Below are 20,769 nucleotides of genomic sequence, written 5' to 3' on the forward strand. Positions count from 1 at the left end.
CCCCGCCTCAGCCCGCCTTCGCCGACGCCGCCACCGCCGTCACCGCCGTCATGTTGACGATGCCGCGCACGGTGGTGGTGTGGGTGAGGATGTGGACCGGGGCGGCGGCGCCGAGGAGGATCGGCCCGACGCTGATGCCCTGGCCGGCCACCACCTTCAGGGCGTTGAGGGTGATGTTGGCGGCGTCCAGGTTCGGCATCACCAGGAGGTTGGCCTCGCCGGTGAGGCGCGATTCCGGAAACACCCGCTCCATCAGCGGCCGGCTGAGCGCCGCGTCGGCCTGCATCTCGCCCTCGACCTCGAGGTCCGGCGCCCGCTCGGCGATGAGCGCGAGCGCGTCGCGCATCTTGCCCGCCGACGGGTTGCGGGCGGTGCCGAAGCTCGAATGCGAGACCAGCGCCACCCGCGGGGTCTGGCCGAAGCGACGCATCTCGGCGGCGGCGAGCAGCGTCATGTCGGCCAGTTCCTCCGCGCCCGGGTCGAGGTGGATGTAGGGGTCGCAGATGAACAGGGTGTGCCGCGGCAATTGCAGCAGGCTCATCGCGGTCAGCGCCTTCACCTTGGGCGCCATCCCGATCACCTCGCGCACGTGGCGCAGGTGGCTGTGATAGGAGCCGGTGCCGCCGCAGAGGAGCCCGTCGACCTTGCCGAGCTGCAGCAGCATCGCGCCGACCACCGTCGGGTTGCGCCGGGCTTCGGCCCGCGCGACCTCGCGCGAGAGGCCGTAGCGCTTGCGCAGGGCGTAGTAGCCCTGGGCGGCCTCGGCCTGGAAGACCTCGTCGTCGAGGTCCTGGACGTCGACGTCGCGGCCGACCTCGATCCGCAGGCCCAGAGCCCGCATCTTCTCGGCGATGACCTCGCGCCGTCCGACCAGCACCGGCCGGGCCAGCCCCTCGTCGACCACCACCTGGGCCGCGCGCAGCACCCGGTCGTCCTCGCCCTCGGCGTAGGCCACGCGGGCACGGCTCGCCTCGCTCGCCGCGGCGAAGACCGGCTGCATCACCGTGCCGGAGGTGTAGACGCGGCTCTCCAGCGAGCGGCGGTAGGCCTCGACGTCGAGCATCGGCTTCGTCGCGACGCCGCTCTCGGTGGCGGCCAGCGCCACGGCCGGTGCCACCTTGGTGATGAGCCGCGGGTCGAAGGGCCGCGGGATCAGGTAGTCGGGGCCGAAGGCGATGTCCTGCGTCCCGTAGGCCGCCGTCACCACGTCCGACTGCTCGGCGCGGGCGAGTTCCGCGATGGCCCGCACCGCGGCGAGCTTCATCTCCTCGTTGATCGTGGTGGCGCCGACGTCGAGGGCACCCCGGAAGATGAACGGGAAGCACAGGACGTTGTTGACCTGGTTCGGATAGTCCGAGCGGCCGGTGGCGATGATCGCGTCGGGGCGCACGGCCTTGGCGGCCTCGGGCCGGATCTCCGGCTCGGGGTTGGCGAGCGCCAGGATCAGGGGCTTGTCGGCCATGCCCTTGACCATCTCGGGCGTCAGCGCGCCGGCGGCCGAGAGGCCGAGGAAGATGTCGGCGCCCGGCACGGCGTCGGCGAGGGTGCGGGCCTCGGTGACTTGCGCGTACTGTGCCTTCTGGGCGTCAAGGTTGTTGCGGCCCTGGTAGATCACGCCGCGGCTGTCGGTGACGAGGACGTTCTTCTTGTCGAGGCCGAGGCTCACCAGCAGGTTGAGGCAGGCGATCGCCGCCGCCCCGGCGCCCGAGCAGACGACGCGCACATCGCCGATCTGCTTGCCGACCACCTCAAGGCCGTTGAGGATCGCCGCGGCGGCGATGATCGCGGTGCCGTGCTGGTCGTCGTGGAAGACCGGGATCTTCATCCGCTCGCGCAGGCGGGTCTCGATCTCGAAGCATTCCGGCGCCTTGATGTCCTCGAGGTTGATGCCCCCGAAGGTCGGCTCCAGGCTCGCGATGATGTCGACGAGCTTGTCCGGGTCGGTCTCGTCGATCTCGATGTCGAACACGTCGATGCCGGCGAACTTGCGAAAGAGGCAGCCCTTGCCCTCCATCACCGGCTTGCCGGCGAGCGCGCCGGTGTTGCCCAAGCCCAGCACCGCGGTGCCGTTCGAGATCACCGCCACGAGGTTGCCGCGGGAGGTCAGCTCGGCGGCCTGGGCTGGGTCCTTCTCGATGGCGAGGCAGGCGGCGGCCACGCCCGGCGAGTAGGCGAGCGCGAGGTCGCGCTGGGTGCTCATGTCCTTGGTCGGCAGCACGGCGATTTTGCCGGGCGTCGGGAAGCGGTGATAGTCGAGGGCGGCCTTCTCGAGTTGCTCGTCCACGGGGTTTCCTCCTGGTGTTTGCGGGATGGCGGCGCGCGGGGTCGCTATCCCGGCCGGCGCTGTTCGCGGGCGCCGATCGGGATGAGAACGCTCAAGGTTACGGTCGTGATCCCGCCGGGGTTAGGGCGGGTTGAGCCTGTTTCCGGGCGAGAGAGGCCGGAGCCGGGATACAACATCCCAACCCGGCTGCCCTGTGCATGGCCCGAAGACTTAAGTCTCGAAAATCGTTGAGAGGACGAGGCGCAATATTTCCCCTCTCCCGTGTGGGAGAGGGGCTGGGGGTGAGGGTGCTACGGTCCTGAGTCGAGGTCTGGCCGTCCCGCTCCAGCACGGCGCTCAGTGATTCACACTGAAGCGAGTCACCCTCACCCCTGCCCCTCTCCCATACGGGAGAGGGGATCCCGCGCCTTATTGCGTGAACGCTGCGTGAGACGGCAGCGGCGCTGCCGTCTCACCTTGAAGATTTACCTCAATGCGCCTTCTTCTTCGGCATGTAGAGGTCGGTGATCGTGCCCTCGAAGGCCTCGGCCGCCATGCCGACCGTCTCCGACAGGGTCGGGTGCGGGTGGATGGTGAGACCGATGTCCTCCGCGTCCGCCCCCATCTCGATGGCGAGCGCCGCTTCGGCGATCAGGTCGCCCGCCGAGGGGCCGACGATGCCGCAGCCGACGATGCGGTTCGACTCCTCGTCGAACAGCACCTTGGTGATGCCCTCGTCGCGCCCGAGCGACAGCGAGCGGCCGCTCGCCGCCCACGGGAACACGCCCTTGCCGACCTTGATGCCCTTGGCCTTGGCCTCGGTCTCCGAGAGGCCGACCCAGGCCACCTCCGGATCGGTGTAGGCCACCGACGGGATCACCTTCGCGTCGAAGAACGAGTTCTTGCCGGCGGCGGCCTCTGCCGCGACCTTGCCCTCGTGCACCGCCTTGTGGGCGAGCATCGGCTGGCCGACCACGTCGCCAATGGCGAAGATGTGCGGCGCGGTCGTGCGCATCTGCTTGTCGACCGGGATGAAGCCCCGCTCGTCCACCGCGACGCCGGCGGCCTCGGCGTTGATCAGCTTGCCGTTGGGACGGCGGCCGACCGAGACCAGGATCTTGTCGAAGGTGTCGGTCGCCGGCGCCGAGCCGCCCTCGAACGTCACCTTGAGGCCCTCAGGGAGAGCCTCGACGGCCGTAACCTTGGCCTTGAGGTGGATCGCCTCGTACTGCTTCGAGATCCGCTTGAAGAGCGGCGTGACGATGTCCTTGTCGGCGCCGGGGATGATCTGGTCCATCAGCTCGACGATGGTCACCTTGGACCCGAGCGCGTGGTAGACCGTCGCCATCTCGAGGCCGATGATGCCGCCGCCGATCACGAGGAGGCGCTTCGGCACCCCGTCGAGTTCGAGGGCCCCGGTCGAGTCGATCACCCGCGGGTCGTCGTGCGGGATGAACGGCATCTTGATCGGCTCGGAGCCGGCCGCGATGACCGCGTTGTCGAAGCCGATGATCGTCTTCTTGCCCTCGTGCTCGACCTCGATCTGGTGCGGGCTGACGAAGCGGGCGGTGCCCGTCACCACCGTCACCTTGCGCTGTTTGGCCAGCCCGCCGAGGCCGCCGGTCAGGCGCTTGACCACGCCCTCCTTCCAGCTGCGGAGCTGATCGATGTCGATCTGGGGCGCGGCGAAGCTGATGCCGTGCGAGGCCATCGCCTGGCTCTCGTCGATCACCTTGGCGGCGTGGAGCAGGGCCTTCGAGGGGATGCAGCCGACATTGAGGCACACCCCGCCGAGGCTCGGCCAGCGCTCGACCAGGATCACCTTCTTGCCGAGGTCGGCGGCGCGGAACGCCGCCGTGTAGCCGCCGGGGCCGGCGCCGAGCACGAGCACCTCGGCCCGCATCTCCTCGCCGGAGACCGGGGCGGCGCCCTTCGGGGCAGGTGCGGCGGACGCCCCCGTCCCGCCGGCGGTGGCCGGCGAGCCGTAGCCGGCCTGGCCGGTGCCGGCCGCCAGCGGCGAGCCGCCCGCGGAGGTCTGTGCCGGGGCCGCCTTCTCGGCGACCTCGGGCTTGGCCTGGCCGGTGCCGGCCGCAGCACCCTCCAGCACCAGGATCAGGTCGCCTTGCGTGACCTTGTCGCCGGGCTGGACCTTCACTTCCGCGACCTTGCCGGCCACGGAGGAGGGCACGTCCATGGTCGCCTTGTCGGATTCCAGGACGATGATGGTGTCGTCGACCGCGATCGTGTCGCCGGCCTTCACCAGCACCTCGATCACCGGGACGTTCTTGAAGTCGCCGATGTCCGGCAGACGGACTTCGTTGCTCATCGGATCACCTCGCTGTTCTTCACGTCCCCCGTCAGACGACGAGGCGCCGGACGTCCTCGAGGACGTGGGCGAGGTGGCGGGTGAAGCGCGCAGCGAGCGCGCCGTCGATCACGCGGTGGTCGTAGGAGACCGAGAGCGGCAGCATCAGGCGCGGCTTGAACTCGGAGCCGTTCCAGACCGGCGCCATCTTGGAGCGCACCACGCCCAGGATCGCGACCTCTGGGGCGTTGACGAGCGGCGTGAAGCCGGTGCCGCCGATGCCGCCGAGCGACGAGATCGTGAAGGTGGCGCCCTGCATGTCGCCGCTGCCGAGCTTGCCGTCGCGGGCCTTCTTCGACAGCGAGCCCAGCTCCTGGCTGATCTCGACGATGCCCTTGCGGTCGGCATCCTTGACCACCGGGACGACGAGTCCGTCCGGCGTGTCGACGGCGACGCCGATGTTGTAATACTTCTTCAGGATCAGCGCGTCCTTCTCGGGGTTCAGCGACGAGTTGAACTCCGGGTGCTGGCGCAGCGCCGAGACCGCGGCCTTGATCAGGAACGACAGCAGGGTGACGCGGTAGCCCTTGTCCTTGCCGGCGGTGTCGAGCTCCTTGCGGTAGGCGTCGGTGTCGGTGATGTCCGACTCGTCAGAATGCGTGACGAGCGGCACGTTGAGCCAGGCGCGGTGCAGGTGCGGGCCGGAGATCTTCTTGATCCGGGCGAGCGGCTTGACCTCGGTCGGGCCGAACTTCGAGAAGTCGACCGCCGGGATCTCCGGGATGCCCATGCCGCCGGCCGGAGCGACTGCGCCGGCGGACGCCGCGGGGGCGGCGGAGCGCACCAGCGTGCCCTTCACGTCCTCCTTGGTGATCCGGCCCTTCTCGCCGGTGCCCTTGATCGTGGTCAGGTCGACGCCGAGCTCGCGGGCCAGCCGCCGCACCGCGGGGCTCGCATGGACGTTCGAGAAGTCCGGCGCGGACGAGGCGGGCGCCGCCGGGACCGGCGGCGCGCTCGGGGCGGCCGGGTCGGGCTCCTGCTTCGGCATCAGGGCGGCGGTGTCGGCCGAGGGCGCCGCGCCGGCGCTCGGGGCCGCGGCCGGCGCCTTGGCCTCGGCCTCGCCCTTCAGGAGCAGGACCGGGCTGCCCTCGCTCACCTTGTCGCCGACCTTGACCAGGATCTTCTCGATCACACCGGCCGACGGGGAGGGCACCTCCATCGTCGCCTTGTCGGATTCGAGCGACACGATCGGGTCCTCCGCCCCGATGGTGTCACCCTCCTTCACCAGGATCTCGATGATCGGGATGTCCTTGAAATCACCGATATCCGGGATCTTGACCTCGATCGACACTGCGCACTCTCCCGATTGATTTGCTTAAAACGATTTTACGCAGATGGAATGCTCGGCACGCGAAGCCGTTCCCTCCCGGGCGCCCGGGTATCGTCTTCACACATCTCGGTCTGATCGCACTCTCCCGCTGGAAGACGCGCGCCTCTCCTCCTCGTGTGGGGAGGAGGTGGGGGTGGTGCCGCGTGGAGCGCGATGCTCCATTCTGCACCGCCCTCGCGCAGGATCCTCGATCCCCTTTCCCCTCCCCACGAAGGGGAGGGGAAAGCGCGTACTTACAAGGGGTTGGCTCTCAGAGGAGAAACGCGACTCCGACAGGGCGTCCGGGAGGAGAAGGAGCCTCGCGCGGTTGCAGGCTCAGACGGTCCAGGGGGCAGGCTTCTCCGGATCCAGCCCGTACTTGGCGATCGCCTCGGCGACCTTGGCGGCCGGCACGGCGCCCTCCTCGGCCAGGCTCTTGAGCGCCGCGACGGCGACCCAGTAGCGGTTGACCTCGAAGAACTCGCGCAGGCGCACCCGGTAGTCGGAGCGGCCGAAGCCGTCGGTGCCGAGCACCTTGTAGCGGGCGGGCACGTAGGGGCGGATCTGGTCGGCGAAGAGGCGCATGTAGTCGGTCGCCGCGATCACCGGGCCCTGGCGCCCTTCGAGGCAGGTCTCGACGTAGGTCTTCTTCTGCGTCTCGGTCGGGTGCAGGAGGTTCCAGCGCTCCACCGCCATCGCCTCGCGGCGCAGCTCGGTGAAGCTCGGGCAGGACCAGATGTCGGCGGCGATGCCGAAATCCTGCTCCAGCAGCTCGGCCCCGGCGATGACCTCGCGCAGGATCGTGCCCGAGCCCATCAGCTGCACCCGGAGCTTGGCACCGGCCTTGCCCTCGCGGAACAGGTACATGCCCTTGAGGATCCCGGCCTCGGCCCCTTCGGGCATGCCGGGATGCTCGTAGTTCTCGTTCATCACCGTGAGGTAGTAGAACACGTCCTCCTGCTCGGCATACATCCGGCGCAGGCCGTCCTGCACGATCACCGCCACCTCGTAGGAGAAGGTCGGGTCGTAGGAGACGCAGTTCGGGATGGTGGCCGAGATCAGGTGGCTGTGGCCGTCCTCGTGCTGCAGGCCCTCGCCGTTGAGGGTCGTGCGGCCGGCGGTGCCGCCGATCAGGAAGCCGCGGGCGCGCATGTCGCCGGCAGCCCAGGCGAGGTCGCCGATGCGCTGGAACCCGAACATCGAGTAGTAGATGTAGAACGGGATCGTCGGCGCGTCGGAGTGCGAGTACGAGGTCGCGGCTGCGATCCAGGACGACATGGCGCCTGCCTCGTTGATGCCCTCCTGGAGCATCTGGCCCTTCTCGTCCTCGCGGTAGTACATCAGCTGGTTGGCGTCTTCGGGCCGGTAGAGCTGGCCGACCTGGCTGAAGATGCCGAACTGCCGGAACATGCCCTCCATGCCGAAGGTCCGGCTCTCGTCGGGCACGATCGGCACGATGCGGTTGCCGATGTTCTTGTCGCGCAGGAGCGTGTTGAGCACCCGCACGAAGGCCATGGTGGTGGAGATCTCGCGGCCCGCGGTCTCCTTGAGCTGGGCCGAGAACGCCTCGAGCGGCGGCACCTGCAGGCTCTGCGACTTCTGGAGCCGCGCCGGCAGCGGGCCGCCCAGGGCCTTGCGCCGGGCCATCAGGTACTGGTGCTCCGGCGACCCCTCGGGGAAGCGGATGAACGGGATCTCGGCGATCTGGTCGTCGGAGAGGTCGATCTGGAAGCGGTCGCGGAACTGCTTGAGCACCGCCTCGCCCATCTTCTTCTGCTGATGGGTGATGTTCTGCGCTTCACCCGCCTCGCCCATGCCGTAGCCCTTCACGGTCTTGGCGAGGATGAGGGTCGGCTGGCCCTTGTGCTTCACGGCCGCCGAGTAGGCCGCGAAGACCTTGCTCGGGTCGTGGCCGCCGCGGGTCAGGCGCCAGATGTCGTCGTCGCTCCAGTCCTTCACCAGCGCGGCGGTCTCAGGATACTTGCCGAAGAAGTGCTCGCGGATGTAGGCGCCGTTCTTCGACTTGAAGTCCTGGTACTCGCCGTCGACGCACTCCTCCATCAGGCGCGCCAGCATGCCGGAGGTGTCGCGGGCGAGAAGCTGGTCCCAGCCCGAGCCCCACAGCACCTTGATGACGTTCCAGCCGGCGCCGCGGAAGTTGGCCTCGAGCTCCTGGACGATCTTGCCGTTGCCGCGCACCGGACCGTCGAGGCGCTGCAGGTTGCAGTTGATGACGAAGACCAGGTTGTCGAGCTTCTCGCGCGCCGCGAGGGAGATCGCGCCGAGGGATTCCGGCTCGTCCATCTCGCCGTCGCCCATGAAGGCCCAGACCTTGCGGCCGTCGGTGTTGGCGAGCCCGCGATGGTGCAGGTAGCGCAGATACCGCGCCTGGTAGATCGCCATCAGGGGGCCGAGGCCCATCGAGACGGTCGGGAACTGCCAGAAATCCGGCATCAGCCAGGGATGCGGATAGGAGGACAGGCCCTTGCCGCCGACTTCCTGGCGGAACTTGAGCAGCTGCTCCTCGGTCAGGCGCCCCTCGAGATAGGCGCGGGCGTAGATGCCCGGCGAGGAATGGCCCTGGACGTAGATCAGGTCGCCGCCGCGGTCGCCCTCCGCGCCGTGCCAGAAATGCATGAAGCCGGTGTCGTACAGGGTCGCGGCGGACTGGAAGCTGGCGATGTGGCCGCCGAGCTCGGACGAGTCCTTGTTGTTGCGCAGGATGATCGCGATCGCGTTCCAGCGGATCGCCGAGCGGATGCGGTGCTCGATCACCCGGTCGCCCGGGTGCGGGTCCTGCTTGTCGACGGGAATCGTGTTCAGGTACGCGGTGTTGGCCGAGTACGGAACCGGCGCGCCCTTCTTGCGGGCGCCCTCGATGACCTGCTCGATGAGGAAGTGCGCCCGCTCCGGACCCTCGACCTCCAGCACGCCGTCGAGCGAATCGAGCCACTCCTGGGTCTCGACCGGGTCGAGATCGCGACTGCGTTCCACGTTGTCCTCCCTTAAGGTCATGCTCGATCGGCGGGTCGAGCTGCCGCAGGCGTCAGCATCGTTCGTGCCACCGCTATGCTTCCGCAGCTCGTCAGGTATTGCAAGGGTTTAGCGTGACTGACGGCGAGGGGCTTTCCGATTCTCCGCACCGCCCACGTCGCTGCAGTGCGAAAACCCGGAACTGCTCCCGGCCATCAGCGGCACCAGGGGCCGGACTTGTGCATCAGGTAGTCGGACTTGTGACTCAGGTATCGGACTTGGCCGGCGGAGTCGGAGCACCGCCGAATCCCTGCTGGAACATCTTCAGGAAGAGGCTCTGCATCTGGTCGGCATTCTGCGGAAACACCGAGAACCAGCTGCGCATGATGGTGTCGGGCGAGAACCGGTCCATCTCGGCCATCATGCGCCGCTCGACCTCGGCCATCACCGCCGCCTGCAGTGGCTCGACATTCGGGAGCCCTACGAACTGGCGTGCCTCGATCGGGGTGCAATCGACCTCGACGCGGAACTTCATCGCATTCTTCCTTCTCGGACCCCGGTCCGAGCTTAGAGCACCTTTTGGCCGGCGTGGGAACCATGCGGGATGCAAAAAACTGCGGTGAAATCAACGACCTAGTCTAACAGACGGCACGGCGGTCGCACGCGGCCCGCCCGTTCCGCCCTACGACGAAGGTCGTATGCGCCCCGTCGACCATTCCGCGGACTTTGTAAAGCCGTATTGTTACGGGGCAGCCATCGTGTCACGCGCGGGCGCGCTCGCCCAGGGGGCCGCCGCGAGCCGGCGCTCCAGGAACGCCACGAGAGCGGTGACCCGCGCCGGCCGGGCGGCGCCCGGCGGCATCAGCAGGTTGAGTCCGACCGGTGGTGGCGACCAGCCCGGCATCACCCGCTCGAGCCGTCCGGCGCGCAGGTCGTCCCAGATCAGGAAGTCCGGCTGCACGGCGAGGCCCAGGCCCGCCCTGAGCGCCGGCGTCAGCGCGTCGGCGTTGTTTGCCCGCAGCCGCCCGGCGGGCACCACCGTCACCTCGCCGCCGGCCTCGTCGTGGAAGTGCCAGCGCTCCGGGTTCGGCAGGTAGGCGTAGCCGAGACAGGCGTGGCCCGCGAGGTCGCGCGGATGCGCCGGTCGGCCGGCCCGCGCAAGATAGTCGGGGGCTGCCACCAGCGAGCGGCCGACCGCGCAGAGCCGGCGCAGCCGCAGGCTCGAATCGGCGAGCGCCGCGATGCGCAGGCCGAGGTCGAAGCCGCCGCCGACGAGGTCGACGAGCGCGTCGCTGAGATGCAGGTCGACGGCGACCTCCGGGTGCGCGGCGAGGAAGTCGGGCAGGAGCGGCGCCACGTGGGCGAGGCCGAACGACATCGGGGCGGCGAGGCGCACCAGCCCCCGGGGCGAGGCCGATTGCGCCAGGGCCTCGGCCTCCGCCGCCTCGCCTGCCGCCAGGATGCGGGCGGCGCCGTCGAGGGCGAGGCGCCCGGCCTCGGTCAGGGCGAGGCGCCGGGAGGTGCGGTGCAGGAGACTCGCGCCGAGGCGCTGCTCGAGCCGGCTCACCGCCTTCGACACCGTGGCCTTGGAGAGGCCGAGCTCCGCCGCGGCGCGGGAGAACGAGGCGGTCTGCGCCACCCGGGCGAAGATCGCCCAGGCCTCGAAATCGGGCAGCGGCATGGTCGCGTCCAGAAACGATGGGTTTCGATTGTTTCTATTTCTGACCTCGCAGGCAACCCCTAGATCTTCGTCATCGCGACGGACCCGACGGCTTTCCCCCGCCGGTCCGCCATCTGGGAGTTCCGGGCCATGACGACCATCACCACCGCCTCCGCCGGCCTGCACCACGTCACCGCCATCTCGGGGCCGGCGCGGCGGAACCTCGACTTCTACACCCGGGTCCTCGGGCTGCGGCTCGTCAAGAAGACCGTCAACTTCGACGATCCGGGCACCTACCACCTGTACTACGGTGACGCGGACGGCGCGCCGGGCACGATCCTGACCTTCTTCCCCTGGGAGCACGTCGCCCCGGGCCGGGTCGGGGTCGGGCAGACCGAGGAGACGGCGTTCCGGGTGCCTGCAGGCTCGATCGGGTACTGGACGCACCGGCTGGTCGCGGCGGGAGTCGCCTTCGAGGCGCCCGCCAAGGTGTTCGGCGAGACGGTTCTGCCGTTCCGCGATCCCGACGGGATGCGCCTCGCCCTGGTCGGCGTGGCGGGTGCGGAGGCCGAGCCGGCCTGGAGCGGGGCCGAGGTGCCGGCGGAGCACGCCGTGCGGGGCTTCCACGGCGTGACCCTGATGCTGCGCCAGGCCGCCCCCACGGCCCGGGTGCTGACGGAGGTGCTCGGCCTCGTGGAGACCGGCCGGGAGGGCTCGCTAACCCGCTACGCCGGCGAGGCCGGGCTCGGCGCCTACGTGACGCTGCGCGAGGTCGGCGACTTCCTGCCCGGGCGCTCCGGCGGCGGCTCGGTCCACCACGTCGCCTTCCGGGCCGCCGACGACGCGGCGCAGGAGGAGATGGCGCGCCGCGCCGAGGCGCTCGGGTTGCAGGTGACCGAGCAGCGCGACCGCCACTACTTCCGCTCGGTCTACTTCCGGGAGCCCGGCGGCGTGCTGTTCGAGATCGCCACCGACGATCCCGGCTTCTCCGCCGACGAGCCGGCCGAGATCCTCGGCCAGGCCCTGAAGCTGCCGGCCTTCCTGGAGCCGCACCGGGCCGAGATCGAGCGCGTGCTGCCCGATCTGGCCTGACGGGAGAGGACCGGATCGCTGTCGCGATCCGGTCCTCCTCGGCGCGGGTGCCGCGGCCGGTGGTCTCCGTGGTAACCAGCGGTTAAGCAAACATGGTTACCCAAAGCTTCCTGGATTTCTGGGAAGCTCGGGTCATGGTGGATCAGAACGACGTCGCCGGCGCGCCGGCCCCGGACGGTGCGGCGCCCGCCACGGGCAAGAGCGGACCGGCGAACCTGTCCGGGCAGTCCTCACCTGCCGGGCGGTTCTCCCTTGCCGGGCGCCCTTGGCCGAAGCTGAAGACGACGACGCTCGCGGGGCTCCTCTGCGCCGGCTGCGTCGGGGCGCTGGCGGGCGGCGCCACGGTGGCGCTGATGGGCGCCGTCCAGGGCGGCCAGCCGGGCATCCCGGCGGCCGAGTGGTCGCGGCTCAGCGGCCGGGTCGAGGCCGGCGCCGCCGACGCGGCCCGCCTCGCCACCGACGTGTCGCTGCTGCGCGACCGCACCGTCCAGGCCCAGGAGGCGGCCGATAAGGGCCGCGCCGAGACCGCCGCCCGCCTGGGGCAGGTCTCCGAGCGCCTGGAGCGGCTGCAGCGCCTCGAGGGCGACCTCGCCGGCAAGGTCGCGGCGGTCGGCGAGCGCCTGGCCGCCATGGCCGAGCGGCAGGATCGCGCCGACCGGGAGCAGGCGGCCCGCATCGCCGCGGTCGCCGACAAGCTCGACAAGCGTCACGCCGCCACCCCGGTCGCGGCCGCGCCGGCCGCCCCCGTCCCGGTGGCGGTCGCGGCGGCGGAGCCGGCCCTGACCGGCAGCCTGCCCGACAAGCCGGCCGACAAGGCGAAGCCGCCCACCATCGAGGGTTGGGTGCTGCGCGACGTCTATGACGGAATGGCGATGATCGAGAACCGCAACCGCCGCCTCGTGGAGGTCGGCCCGGGCGACACGCTGCCGGGGGCCGGACGGGTCGAGGCGATCGAGCGCCGCGGCCGGACCTGGGTCGTCGTCACCAGCAAGGGGCTGATCACCTCGCAGGCCTGGTAGGCGCGCCGCGCGCTCAGGCGTGCTGAAGGACCGCCTGCTGCGGCTGGCCGGCCGAGGTGGGGGCCTGGGCCGGGATCAGGCCGACCGCCGCGCGGCGACGACCGCGGGCCCTGGCCTCGGTGCGGGCGACCTTGGTGGGATGGAGCAACTCGGCGAGCCGGGCGAGGCTCTCGGTATCGTCGAGGTTCCGTGACTCGAAATCGGGCATGATTGTCCCCCGGGCTCGCGGCCCGTGGCTGAGGGGGTACGCATACTCACGCTTAGGCAACAGCAACGCTGAAGAACTCATACAGTTCCGCGCTGCGACTCGCCGTGCAAGAAAAAGTTTCAGTCCACCGCCGAAAGACGGTGCCTGCTTCCCTCGCAAGTGCCACGATCGCCTAACATCGCGCCAGTCCGCTCGACGTGCGCGAGCGCACGCTGCGCTGTTGTGCGATGCACGAAGACTTCGTGTGCATTGCGGCGAAGAAGCGTGGCTATAAGGTGAAGATGCGTGCCGGCACTCCGCGAATACCGGTCTCGAGCGTGAACAGGTGCCCGGCCATTGGATCGATGGTCGGGTCCCGGTCGCGCAGGCCGGTGGTGACGTAGAGGGTGGTGAGGTCCGGGCCGCCGAAGGTGCAGTGGGTCACCAGGGCGGTGGGCATCGGCACGATGCGGTCGAGGGTGCCGTCCGGAGCGCATCGCGTGATGCGCGAGCCGCCGTAATGGCAGGCCCAGAGGTAGCCCTGGGCATCCACCGCGAGCCCGTCCGGCTTGCCCCAGCCGGGCTCGAACCGAATCAGGTCCTCCGGCGGCGCGGTCCAGCCGGCGTGCCGGCGAATCACCCCGGCGCCCGTGTCGACGGTGTAGAGCACGCGACCGTCCGGGCTCCAGACCGGCCCGTTGGCGACCGGCATCCGGCCGCCGAACTGCTCCAGGCTGCTGCCGTCCCAACGATAGAAGGTGCCGGTCGGCGCCGCTTCGGCCTCGTTCATGGTGCCGAAGTAGAGCGCGCCGTCGGGCCCGACGCGGCCGCCGTTGAGACGGTTACCCGGCTCGTCCGGCCCGGGGGCGAGAGGGGTGCGCGCGCCGGTCGACCGGTGCAGCCGCGCCAGGCCCGAGCGGAGGCCCGCCACCACCGTCGCGGGATCCGGCGTCAGGACGACGAAGCCGGGCGTCTCGTCGAGGGGCAGCCGGTCGGTCTCGCCCGTCGCCGGCCGGTGGCGCCACAGCGCCGGATCCCCGATGTCGACCCTAGGTCAGGCTGCCGTCCCGCCCGTCCCACAGCACCTCCTCGCCGAGAGTGCAGCGGCACGCCACGGCGACGCGAGGGGTCTCGGGATGGACGGGAGGGGACACGCGGATCTCCGTGCGCGGGGGACGGAGAACGCGCGGTGGTTGCCGAAGTTCAGCGCCGGGGTTCCGGCCTCATCAGGGACGGCGCGCCCGGAAGGCACGCGAGCCCGGGTCAGCCGGCGCCGAAAGCGCCGGCCCCGGCGGCTCCGTCGCGCCGCGAGCGGGCGGACTGGGCCATGCGGATCAGCTCCCGCGCGGTCAGCTCGTGGTGCTCCGGCGGTTCCGGCTCGACCCGCACCGTCGCGGCCATGCGGGTCACGACGGCACGCTGCGTGCGCCGGGTGAACCCGGCTCGCCATGCCTGAGTCAGCGCTATCATGGGCGCTCCCTCCCGAGATCGTTGAATAAAAGCTAACAAACCTTCGCCGTACGATAAAGTCTTGACAGGACGATTGTCCGCCCGGCCGTTTCCGCCGCGGCCGCCGCCCGGTCCGGCAAGTTCCTGCTGCTGCCGCGTTATTTGACCAGGCGCGGTGCCGCGGAGGACGACGGAATGCTGTCCTGATCTAAGCTGGGGCGAATCGGGGGGCGAATCAGCGCGTATCCTCGCGCAGGAGCTCGGTATTGATGGCGAAGGCCGCCATGGCGCCCTCGGCGGCGGCCACGATGGCGAGTTGGACCCGCCGCGAGGCGTCGCCCGCCACGTAGAGCCCCGGGACGTTCGACTGCTCGTAGTCGCGGGTCGGCACCGTGCCCTTCGGCGACAGGTCGCAGCCGAGCCGCTCGACGAGCGGGGAGGGGATGCAGGGCCCGGTGGTGAAGAACAGCGCGCCGCATTCGAGGGCCGCGCCGTCGCGCAGGCGCACCCGGGCGAAGCGCCCGTTCTCGCCCTCGAGCCGCGCCACCGCGCGTTCCTCGACCCGGATGCCCTGGCGGGCGAGCCGCTCCCGCTCGGGGTGATCGAGGTCGCAGGGCCCGTCGGTGCAGAGCGTCAGGTCACGGCTCCAGGCGGTGAGCTCGAGGGCGAGCCCCATTCCCGCTCCCTTGCCCGCCTCGCCCGGGCCGTAGACCGCCAGCGGCCGGTCGCGGTTCTCGAAGCCGTCGCAATAGGGGCAGTGGTGGACGCCGTGGCCCCAGTACGCGGAGAACCCTTCCAGGGCCGGCAATTCCGTGCGCAGGCCGGGGGCGAGGATCATCCGGCGCGCCTTCGCCCGGCGCTGGTCCTCCATCACCACCTGGAAGCCGTCCGGCGCCCGCACGGCGTCGACCACGCGGCCCTCCCAGACCTCGACCGTGTCGTAGGCCGCGAGCTCCCGGCGGGCATCCGCGCGCAGGTCGCCCGGCGCGCAGCCGTCGCGACCGAGGAAGCCGTGCATGTGCGGCGTCACGGCGTTGCGCGGGTGGCCGGCATCGACCAGCAGCACCCGGCGCCGGCAGCGCCCGAGGATGAGCGCCGCGGACAGTCCCGCCGGCCCGCCGCCCACGATGATCACGTCCCGCATGTCGCACCCTTCACGAGCCGTAATGCTCGCGAGTAGACGCGCCGACGGCTCGCGGAGTTCGCGGGTGCAACGAAAAAGGGCGCTCGCGCGCCTCTTCCGGTCTTCGATCCGGCGCCTGGAATCAGGCCGCGGCGATGTTGGTGGCGATGCCCTTCTCGGAGAGCAGCTGCTGCAGCTCGCCGGACTGGAACATCTCGCGGGTGATGTCGCAGCCGCCGACGAACTCGCCCTTGACGTAGACCTGCGGGATGGTCGGCCACTGCGAGAAGGCCTTGATGCCCTCGCGGATCTCCATGTCCTCGAGCACGTTCACGCCCTTGAACGGCACGCCCAGGTAGTTGAGGATCTGGGCCACCTGGCCCGAGAAGCCGCACATCGGGAATTGCGGCGTGCCCTTCATGAACACCACCACGTCCTGGGACTTGATCTCGGTCTCGATGCGGCTGTTGACGTCGGTCATGGGTACGATCCTCGTTCCGCGTGTCATTTAATGATGGCCGGCCGGAATGTCCAAGGGGGCGCTTGGCAAGGGGCGCTTGGCAAGGGGCGCTTGCCAAGGGGCACTTGGGCGGTGGTCTCAGCGCCGGCGCCGAGTTGGACGCGTGGAATCGAGCGACGCGGCCAGCTGGATCAAGCTGCGATCGATGTCGAAGTCCTCGGCTACGAGTTCGTCCAGCGTGAACGGTGAGCTCTCCGGCAGGCCTGCCACCGGTGCGTCGTGGTAGGCGGCGAGGTTCGCTTCCGCCTGGATGACCGCATCACGCCAGATTCTGTCGAGATCGATCTTCCGCCGCATCGAGGCGCGATAGCCCGCCCGCCCTGTGAGCTGAAACGCCACGATTTCCGAGCGCCAGTGCTGTGCTGGCGGCAGGTGCGGGGCTGAGAGGTGCTTGATCAGGTGCACGAGCACGAGGCGGATCGTGCTCGCGACGGCGCTGACCTGTGACGAGCCCACCGACTCGACCTCCTCGGCGATGTTCTCCCAGTCGAGGACGTTCGAGAGTTCTGGCCGCGCGCCGAGGGCCCGGAGGGCCGCCGCCTGCTGCTCCGCCCAGGCGACGACGTCCTCGTCGTAGAGGCTCGGCCGATCCGAGCGGCTCTCGTCCATGCGGCGGCCCTCCGGGGGCTCAATCCTGCGGCACGCCCGTGGTCAGGGCAAGGGCGTGGAGCACGCCCCCCATGCGCCCCTGGAGCGCGCCGTAGACCATCTGGTGCTGCTGCACCCGCGACTTGCCCTTGAAGGCCGCCGACACGACGGTGGCGGCGTAGTGGTCGCCGTCGCCGGCGAGGTCGCGGATCTCGATCGTGGCGTCGGGCAGGGCTTCCCGGATCATCGCCTCGATCTCGCGGGCGTCCATCGGCATGGGATCGTCTCCTTCTCGAGGGTCGGGGTATCAGGCCGCGTTCACCGCGGGGTCGGCGGCGGGACGGGCCATGTAGTTCGGCAGCCAGCCCTCGTGCGCCCCGCGCAGGTCCTCGAGGGTGATGATCTCGTCGCCCGGCAGGGTCAGCGAATCGGCGCCGGTGACGCCGATCACCGCCGCGTCGATGCCCTGTGCGCTGGCGCTGTAGAGGAGGTCGGCCACCGCGTCGGGCTCCACTGCCAGGAGGTAGCGGCCCTGGTCCTCGCCGAACAGGTAGGCGTGGCAGGGCACCGGCAGGGGACACTCGGGCAGGACCGCGCCGATATTGCCCGCCAGCGCCATCTCGGCGACCGCCACCGCGAGGCCGCCGTCGGAGAGGTCGTGCACGGTGTCGACGAGGCCGGAGGTGATGAGCCCGCGCACGAAGTCGCCGTTGCGCTTCTCGGCGGCGAGATCGACCGGGGGCGGCGCCCCCTCCTCGCGGCCGCAGACCGCCGCCAGATAGGCCGACTGGCCGAGCCAGCCCGCGGTCTTGCCGATCAGCACCAGGGCGTCGCCGTCGCGCTTGAGCGCGACGGTGGCGATCCTGTTCACGTCGTCGACCACGCCGACGCCGCCGATCGTCGGGGTCGGCAGGATGCCGACGCCCTCGGTCTCGTTGTAGAGCGAGACGTTGCCGGACACGACCGGGAAGTCGAGGGCGCGGCAGGCCTCGCCGATGCCCTGGATGCAGCCGACGAACTGGCCCATCACCTCCGGCTTCTCCGGGTTGCCGAAGTTGAGGTTGTCGGTGATCGCGAGCGGGCGGCCGCCGACCGCCGTGATGTTGCGCCAGGCCTCGGCCACCGCCTGCTTGCCGCCCTCGACCGGATCGGCCTCGCAGTAGCGCGGCGTCACGTCGGTGGTGAGCGCCAGGCCCTTCGGCCCGTCCTCGACCCGCACCACCGCGGCGTCGCCGCCGGGCTTCTGCACGGTGTTGCCGAGGATGAAGTGATCGTACTGCTCGTAGACCCAGCGCTTCGAGGACAGGTCGGGCGAGCCGACGAGCTTCTTCAGCGCATCGACGTTGCGCATCGGCGCCGGCACGTTCTCGGCCTTCAGCACCGGCTGGTGCATGTTCTGGCGGTGCGGCCGGTCGTAGAGCGGGGCCTCGTCGCCGAGCTCCTTGATCGGCAGGTCGGCCACCGTTTCGCCGCCGTGCTTGATGACGAAGCGGAGCGTGTCGGTGGTGTGGCCGATGATCGCGAAGTCGAGGCCCCACTTCACGAAGATCGCTTCCGCCTCGCGCTCCATGCCGGGCTTGAGCACCATGAGCATGCGCTCCTGGCTCTCCGACAGCATCATCTCGTAAGCCGTCATGCCGGGCTCGCGGGTCGGCACCGCGTCGAGGTTCAACTCGACGCCGAGATTGCCCTTGGCGCCCATCTCGACCGCCGAGCAGGTCAGGCCGGCCGCGCCCATGTCCTGGATCGCGATGACGGCGCCGGAGGCCATCAGCTCGAGGCAGGCCTCGAGCAGCAGCTTTTCCGCGAAGGGATCGCCGACCTGCACGGTCGGGCGCTTCTCCTCCGACGAGGCGTCGAAGGCGGCCGACGCCATCGTGGCGCCGTGGATGCCGTCGCGGCCGGTCTTCGAGCCGAGATAGACGATCGGGTTACCCACGCCCGTGGCGGCGGCGTAGAAGATCGCGTCGGCACGCGCCAGGCCGACCGCCATGGCGTTGACCAGGATGTTGCCGTCGTAGCGGGTGTGGAAGCCCACCGCCCCGCCCACCGTCGGCACGCCGAAGGAATTGCCGTAGCCGCCGATGCCCGCGACCACGCCCGACACGAGGTGAGGCGTGCGCGGATGGTCCGGCGAGCCGAACCGCAGGGCGTTGAGCGCCGCGATCGGCCGCGCGCCCATGGTGAAGACGTCGCGCAGGATGCCGCCGACCCCGGTCGCCGCGCCCTGGTAGGGCTCGATGAAGCTCGGGTGGTTGTGGCTCTCCATCTTGAACACGCAGGCGAGGCCGTCGCCGATGTCGATGACGCCGGCATTCTCGCCCGGGCCCTGGATCACCCACGGCGCCTTGGTCGGCAGGGTCTTCAGGTGGAGGCGCGAGGACTTGTACGAGCAGTGCTCGTTCCACATCGCCGAGACGATGCCGAGCTCGGTGATGGTCGGCTCGCGCCCGATCAGCCCGACGAAGCGCTGGTACTCGTCCTCGGTCAGGCCGTGCTGGCGCACGAGCTCGGGCGTGATGGAGACGTCGTTGCGGATCATGCGGCATCCTCTCGCCGGTCGGCGGCCCTGCTGACCGTGCGCTTAATGCCTGATGGGATCGGAAGGCAACTCGCGCCGCGGCCAGGAGCCGATCAGGCGACCTCGGCCGCCGGCTTGGCCGCCCCCTTGGCTGCTCCCTTGGCCGCTCCCTGGGCCGCTCCCTGGACCGCCGCGGTCGCGTGGCGCCGGCGGCTGCGGCGCCGGCCGAGGTAGAGCAGCAGCCCCGTCACCCCGAAGAGCGGCATGGCGAGCGCCGCCAGCGTGAAGGCGACGGTGCCGGCGGGGCCGAAGAAGCGGCCCTGGTGCAGGGCCAGCACGCTTCCGGTGAGCCGGGCGCCGAGGGTCCGGTCGGCGTAGAGGTCGCGGGCCTCGAGGGTGCCGTCGGGACGGAAGCGCCACTCGTCGCGGGCCTGGAAGTGGGCGGCGTCCGGCGCCACCGCCCGGATGCGGATCGTCTCGCCCTCGCGGGCCGGGCCGAGGGTGGCGGTGGCGTAGCGGCCACCCGTCGCCGCCGCGAAGGCCGCGAAGGCGGGATCGAGGGGAGCCGGGGTGCGCCGGCCCGGGCCGCCGGCCTTGGCACCAGCGGTCTTGCCGTCACCGGCCTTGGCGCCGCGGGGCGGGGCGGCCGCGGCCGGCCGGCCGGTGAGCAGGAGCGTCATCCCGTCCCGGTACCAGCCGTAGGACCACCACAGGCCGGTGAGCGCCATGACGAGGTAGAGCACCAGGACCCAGGTGCCGACGACCGCGTGCAGCGACCAGTAGAGCGGCCGGCCGCGGCGGCCGAGCGCCGGCTTCAGCCAGGTCCGCCAGCCGGAGCGGCCCTTCGGCCAGCGCAGGTACAGGCCCGACAGCGCGAGGTAGACGAGGGCCAGCGCCGAGGCGCCGGTGATCGTGCGGCCCCAGCCGTCGCCGTTGCCGGGCAGCACCAGCCAGCGGTGCAGGCGCTGCACGACGCCGAAGAACGCCTCTCCCCGGGCCGGCCCGAGGATCCGCCCGTCATACGGATCGACGTAGGTGTCGCTCCCCCGTCCCGGCCCGTCATCGGCGAGGCGCACCCGCGCCGCCCGGTCCGGCGCACCGTTCATGACGAGGAGCGTGACCCGCCGTCCCGGCGCCTCCTCGCTCAGGCGGGCGACGAGCGCGTCTGGCGTCAGCCGCGGCACCTCCCGGGCCTGAACGTCGATGATGCCGGGGCTGAGGAGCGCCGTGACCTCGTCCTCGAGGCTCAGCACGCCGCCGGTCACCCCGACGACCATCAGGACGAGGCCCGCGGTCAGGCCGAGCAGCCAGTGGAGCCGGAACAGCAGGGACCTCACCGGCGGGGCCTCCCGCGCGCGGGCCGGCGGGCCGGCGCGAAGATGCCCGTGCGCGCGGACGCTGCGTCGGACTGCGTCATGTCGTGTAGTCCCGCGTCGTTCGCGTCCGGTCGCGCGATCGTCGACCGCAATGGGCAGATGCCGTGCCGCTTACGCTCCGGATGAAGCGGATGTCAACGTGTCCGGTCCGTGCGCTTGCCGTCGTCACAATTAGATCAATTCCAAGATCGAGATCCTGTCCGGCGCGTCTCGTCGTTTTCTCTTGCCGGTTCCAGGATCCTTGAAGGTGAAGCGCGAACAGGGTGGCGGAGTCGCGGTTTCTGCTTGACGTTCACCCGGCCGGAGCGGGACCTTCGATCTCGG

16 protein-coding genes and 1 pseudogene are annotated in these 20,769 nt (G+C 70.5%); 2 read left to right on the forward strand and 15 right to left on the reverse strand.

Annotated elements, in window-relative coordinates:
* Positions 1-7: 7 nt before the first annotated feature.
* The 6 genes and pseudogenes from VQ02_RS11930 to VQ02_RS11955 form a co-directional block, all read right to left on the reverse strand.
* Positions 8-2,311: an NADP-dependent malic enzyme gene (locus VQ02_RS11930; protein WP_425339897.1), complete on the reverse strand. Its 2,304-nt coding sequence runs from the start codon at positions 2,309-2,311 to the stop codon at positions 8-10.
* A 442-nt stretch (positions 2,312-2,753) separates the two neighbouring features.
* Positions 2,754-4,589 (reverse strand): dihydrolipoyl dehydrogenase, encoded by a 1,836-nt coding sequence (gene lpdA / locus VQ02_RS11935; protein WP_048444417.1) that lies wholly within the window; start codon positions 4,587-4,589, stop codon positions 2,754-2,756.
* 31 nt (positions 4,590-4,620) lie between these two features.
* A pseudogene (aceF, locus tag VQ02_RS11940) lies at positions 4,621-5,925 on the reverse strand (dihydrolipoyllysine-residue acetyltransferase); the annotation flags it as partial.
* 348 nt (positions 5,926-6,273) lie between these two features.
* Entirely contained in the window at positions 6,274-8,952 is a 2,679-nt protein-coding gene (gene aceE, locus VQ02_RS11945) for a pyruvate dehydrogenase (acetyl-transferring), homodimeric type (protein ID WP_157080599.1), read from the reverse strand.
* 223 nt (positions 8,953-9,175) lie between these two features.
* Positions 9,176-9,445 carry a DUF6489 family protein gene (locus VQ02_RS11950; RefSeq protein ID WP_048444420.1) on the reverse strand — a complete coding sequence of 90 codons (270 nt, stop codon included), beginning with the start codon at positions 9,443-9,445 and terminating at the stop codon, positions 9,176-9,178.
* A gap of 207 nt (positions 9,446-9,652) precedes the next feature.
* The gene (locus VQ02_RS11955) at positions 9,653-10,591 is read right to left on the reverse strand and encodes a LysR family transcriptional regulator (protein WP_048444421.1); all 939 of its coding nucleotides are present in this window, start codon (positions 10,589-10,591) and stop codon (positions 9,653-9,655) included.
* Between the two features lie 129 nt (positions 10,592-10,720).
* On the opposite strand from VQ02_RS11955, the gene VQ02_RS11960 reads away from it, so the two are divergent.
* Complete coding sequence (locus tag VQ02_RS11960; RefSeq protein ID WP_048444422.1) at positions 10,721-11,662, forward strand: ring-cleaving dioxygenase; 942 nt, start codon at positions 10,721-10,723, stop codon at positions 11,660-11,662.
* Between the two features lie 134 nt (positions 11,663-11,796).
* A complete protein-coding gene (locus tag VQ02_RS11965) occupies positions 11,797-12,681 on the forward strand; it encodes a hypothetical protein (protein ID WP_048444423.1) in 885 nt (294 codons plus the stop codon).
* A 13-nt stretch (positions 12,682-12,694) separates the two neighbouring features.
* On the opposite strand, the gene VQ02_RS11970 is transcribed toward VQ02_RS11965, so the two are convergent.
* The 9 genes from VQ02_RS11970 to VQ02_RS12010 all read right to left on the reverse strand — a co-directional run bounded on the left by VQ02_RS11970 (position 12,695) and on the right by VQ02_RS12010 (position 20,406).
* The gene (locus VQ02_RS11970; RefSeq protein ID WP_048444424.1) at positions 12,695-12,889 is read right to left on the reverse strand and encodes a hypothetical protein; all 195 of its coding nucleotides are present in this window, start codon (positions 12,887-12,889) and stop codon (positions 12,695-12,697) included.
* 268 nt (positions 12,890-13,157) lie between these two features.
* Positions 13,158-13,910: an SMP-30/gluconolactonase/LRE family protein gene (locus VQ02_RS11975; RefSeq protein WP_342447819.1), complete on the reverse strand. Its 753-nt coding sequence runs from the start codon at positions 13,908-13,910 to the stop codon at positions 13,158-13,160.
* Between the two features lie 221 nt (positions 13,911-14,131).
* Positions 14,132-14,338 carry a hypothetical protein gene (locus VQ02_RS11980; protein WP_048444425.1) on the reverse strand — a complete coding sequence of 69 codons (207 nt, stop codon included), beginning with the start codon at positions 14,336-14,338 and terminating at the stop codon, positions 14,132-14,134.
* 214 nt (positions 14,339-14,552) lie between these two features.
* The gene (locus VQ02_RS11985; protein WP_048444426.1) at positions 14,553-15,461 is read right to left on the reverse strand and encodes an NAD(P)/FAD-dependent oxidoreductase; all 909 of its coding nucleotides are present in this window, start codon (positions 15,459-15,461) and stop codon (positions 14,553-14,555) included.
* Between the two features lie 121 nt (positions 15,462-15,582).
* Positions 15,583-15,921, reverse strand: coding sequence for a Grx4 family monothiol glutaredoxin (grxD, locus tag VQ02_RS11990; RefSeq protein ID WP_048444427.1), 339 nt, complete (start codon positions 15,919-15,921; stop codon positions 15,583-15,585).
* 117 nt (positions 15,922-16,038) lie between these two features.
* A complete protein-coding gene (locus VQ02_RS11995; protein ID WP_048444428.1) occupies positions 16,039-16,569 on the reverse strand; it encodes a DUF29 domain-containing protein in 531 nt (176 codons plus the stop codon).
* 19 nt (positions 16,570-16,588) lie between these two features.
* Entirely contained in the window at positions 16,589-16,825 is a 237-nt protein-coding gene (locus VQ02_RS12000; RefSeq protein ID WP_048444429.1) for a BolA family protein, read from the reverse strand.
* 30 nt (positions 16,826-16,855) lie between these two features.
* Positions 16,856-19,090, reverse strand: coding sequence for a phosphoribosylformylglycinamidine synthase subunit PurL (gene purL, locus VQ02_RS12005; protein ID WP_048444430.1), 2,235 nt, complete (start codon positions 19,088-19,090; stop codon positions 16,856-16,858).
* Positions 19,091-19,182: 92 nt separating this feature from the next.
* On the reverse strand, positions 19,183-20,406 hold the full coding sequence (locus tag VQ02_RS12010; RefSeq protein ID WP_048444431.1) for a PepSY-associated TM helix domain-containing protein: 1,224 nt from the start codon (positions 20,404-20,406) through the stop codon (positions 19,183-19,185).
* Positions 20,407-20,769 lie beyond the last annotated feature (363 nt).

Source organism: Methylobacterium variabile (assembly GCF_001043975.1).
GTDB lineage: Bacteria > Pseudomonadota > Alphaproteobacteria > Rhizobiales > Beijerinckiaceae > Methylobacterium > Methylobacterium variabile.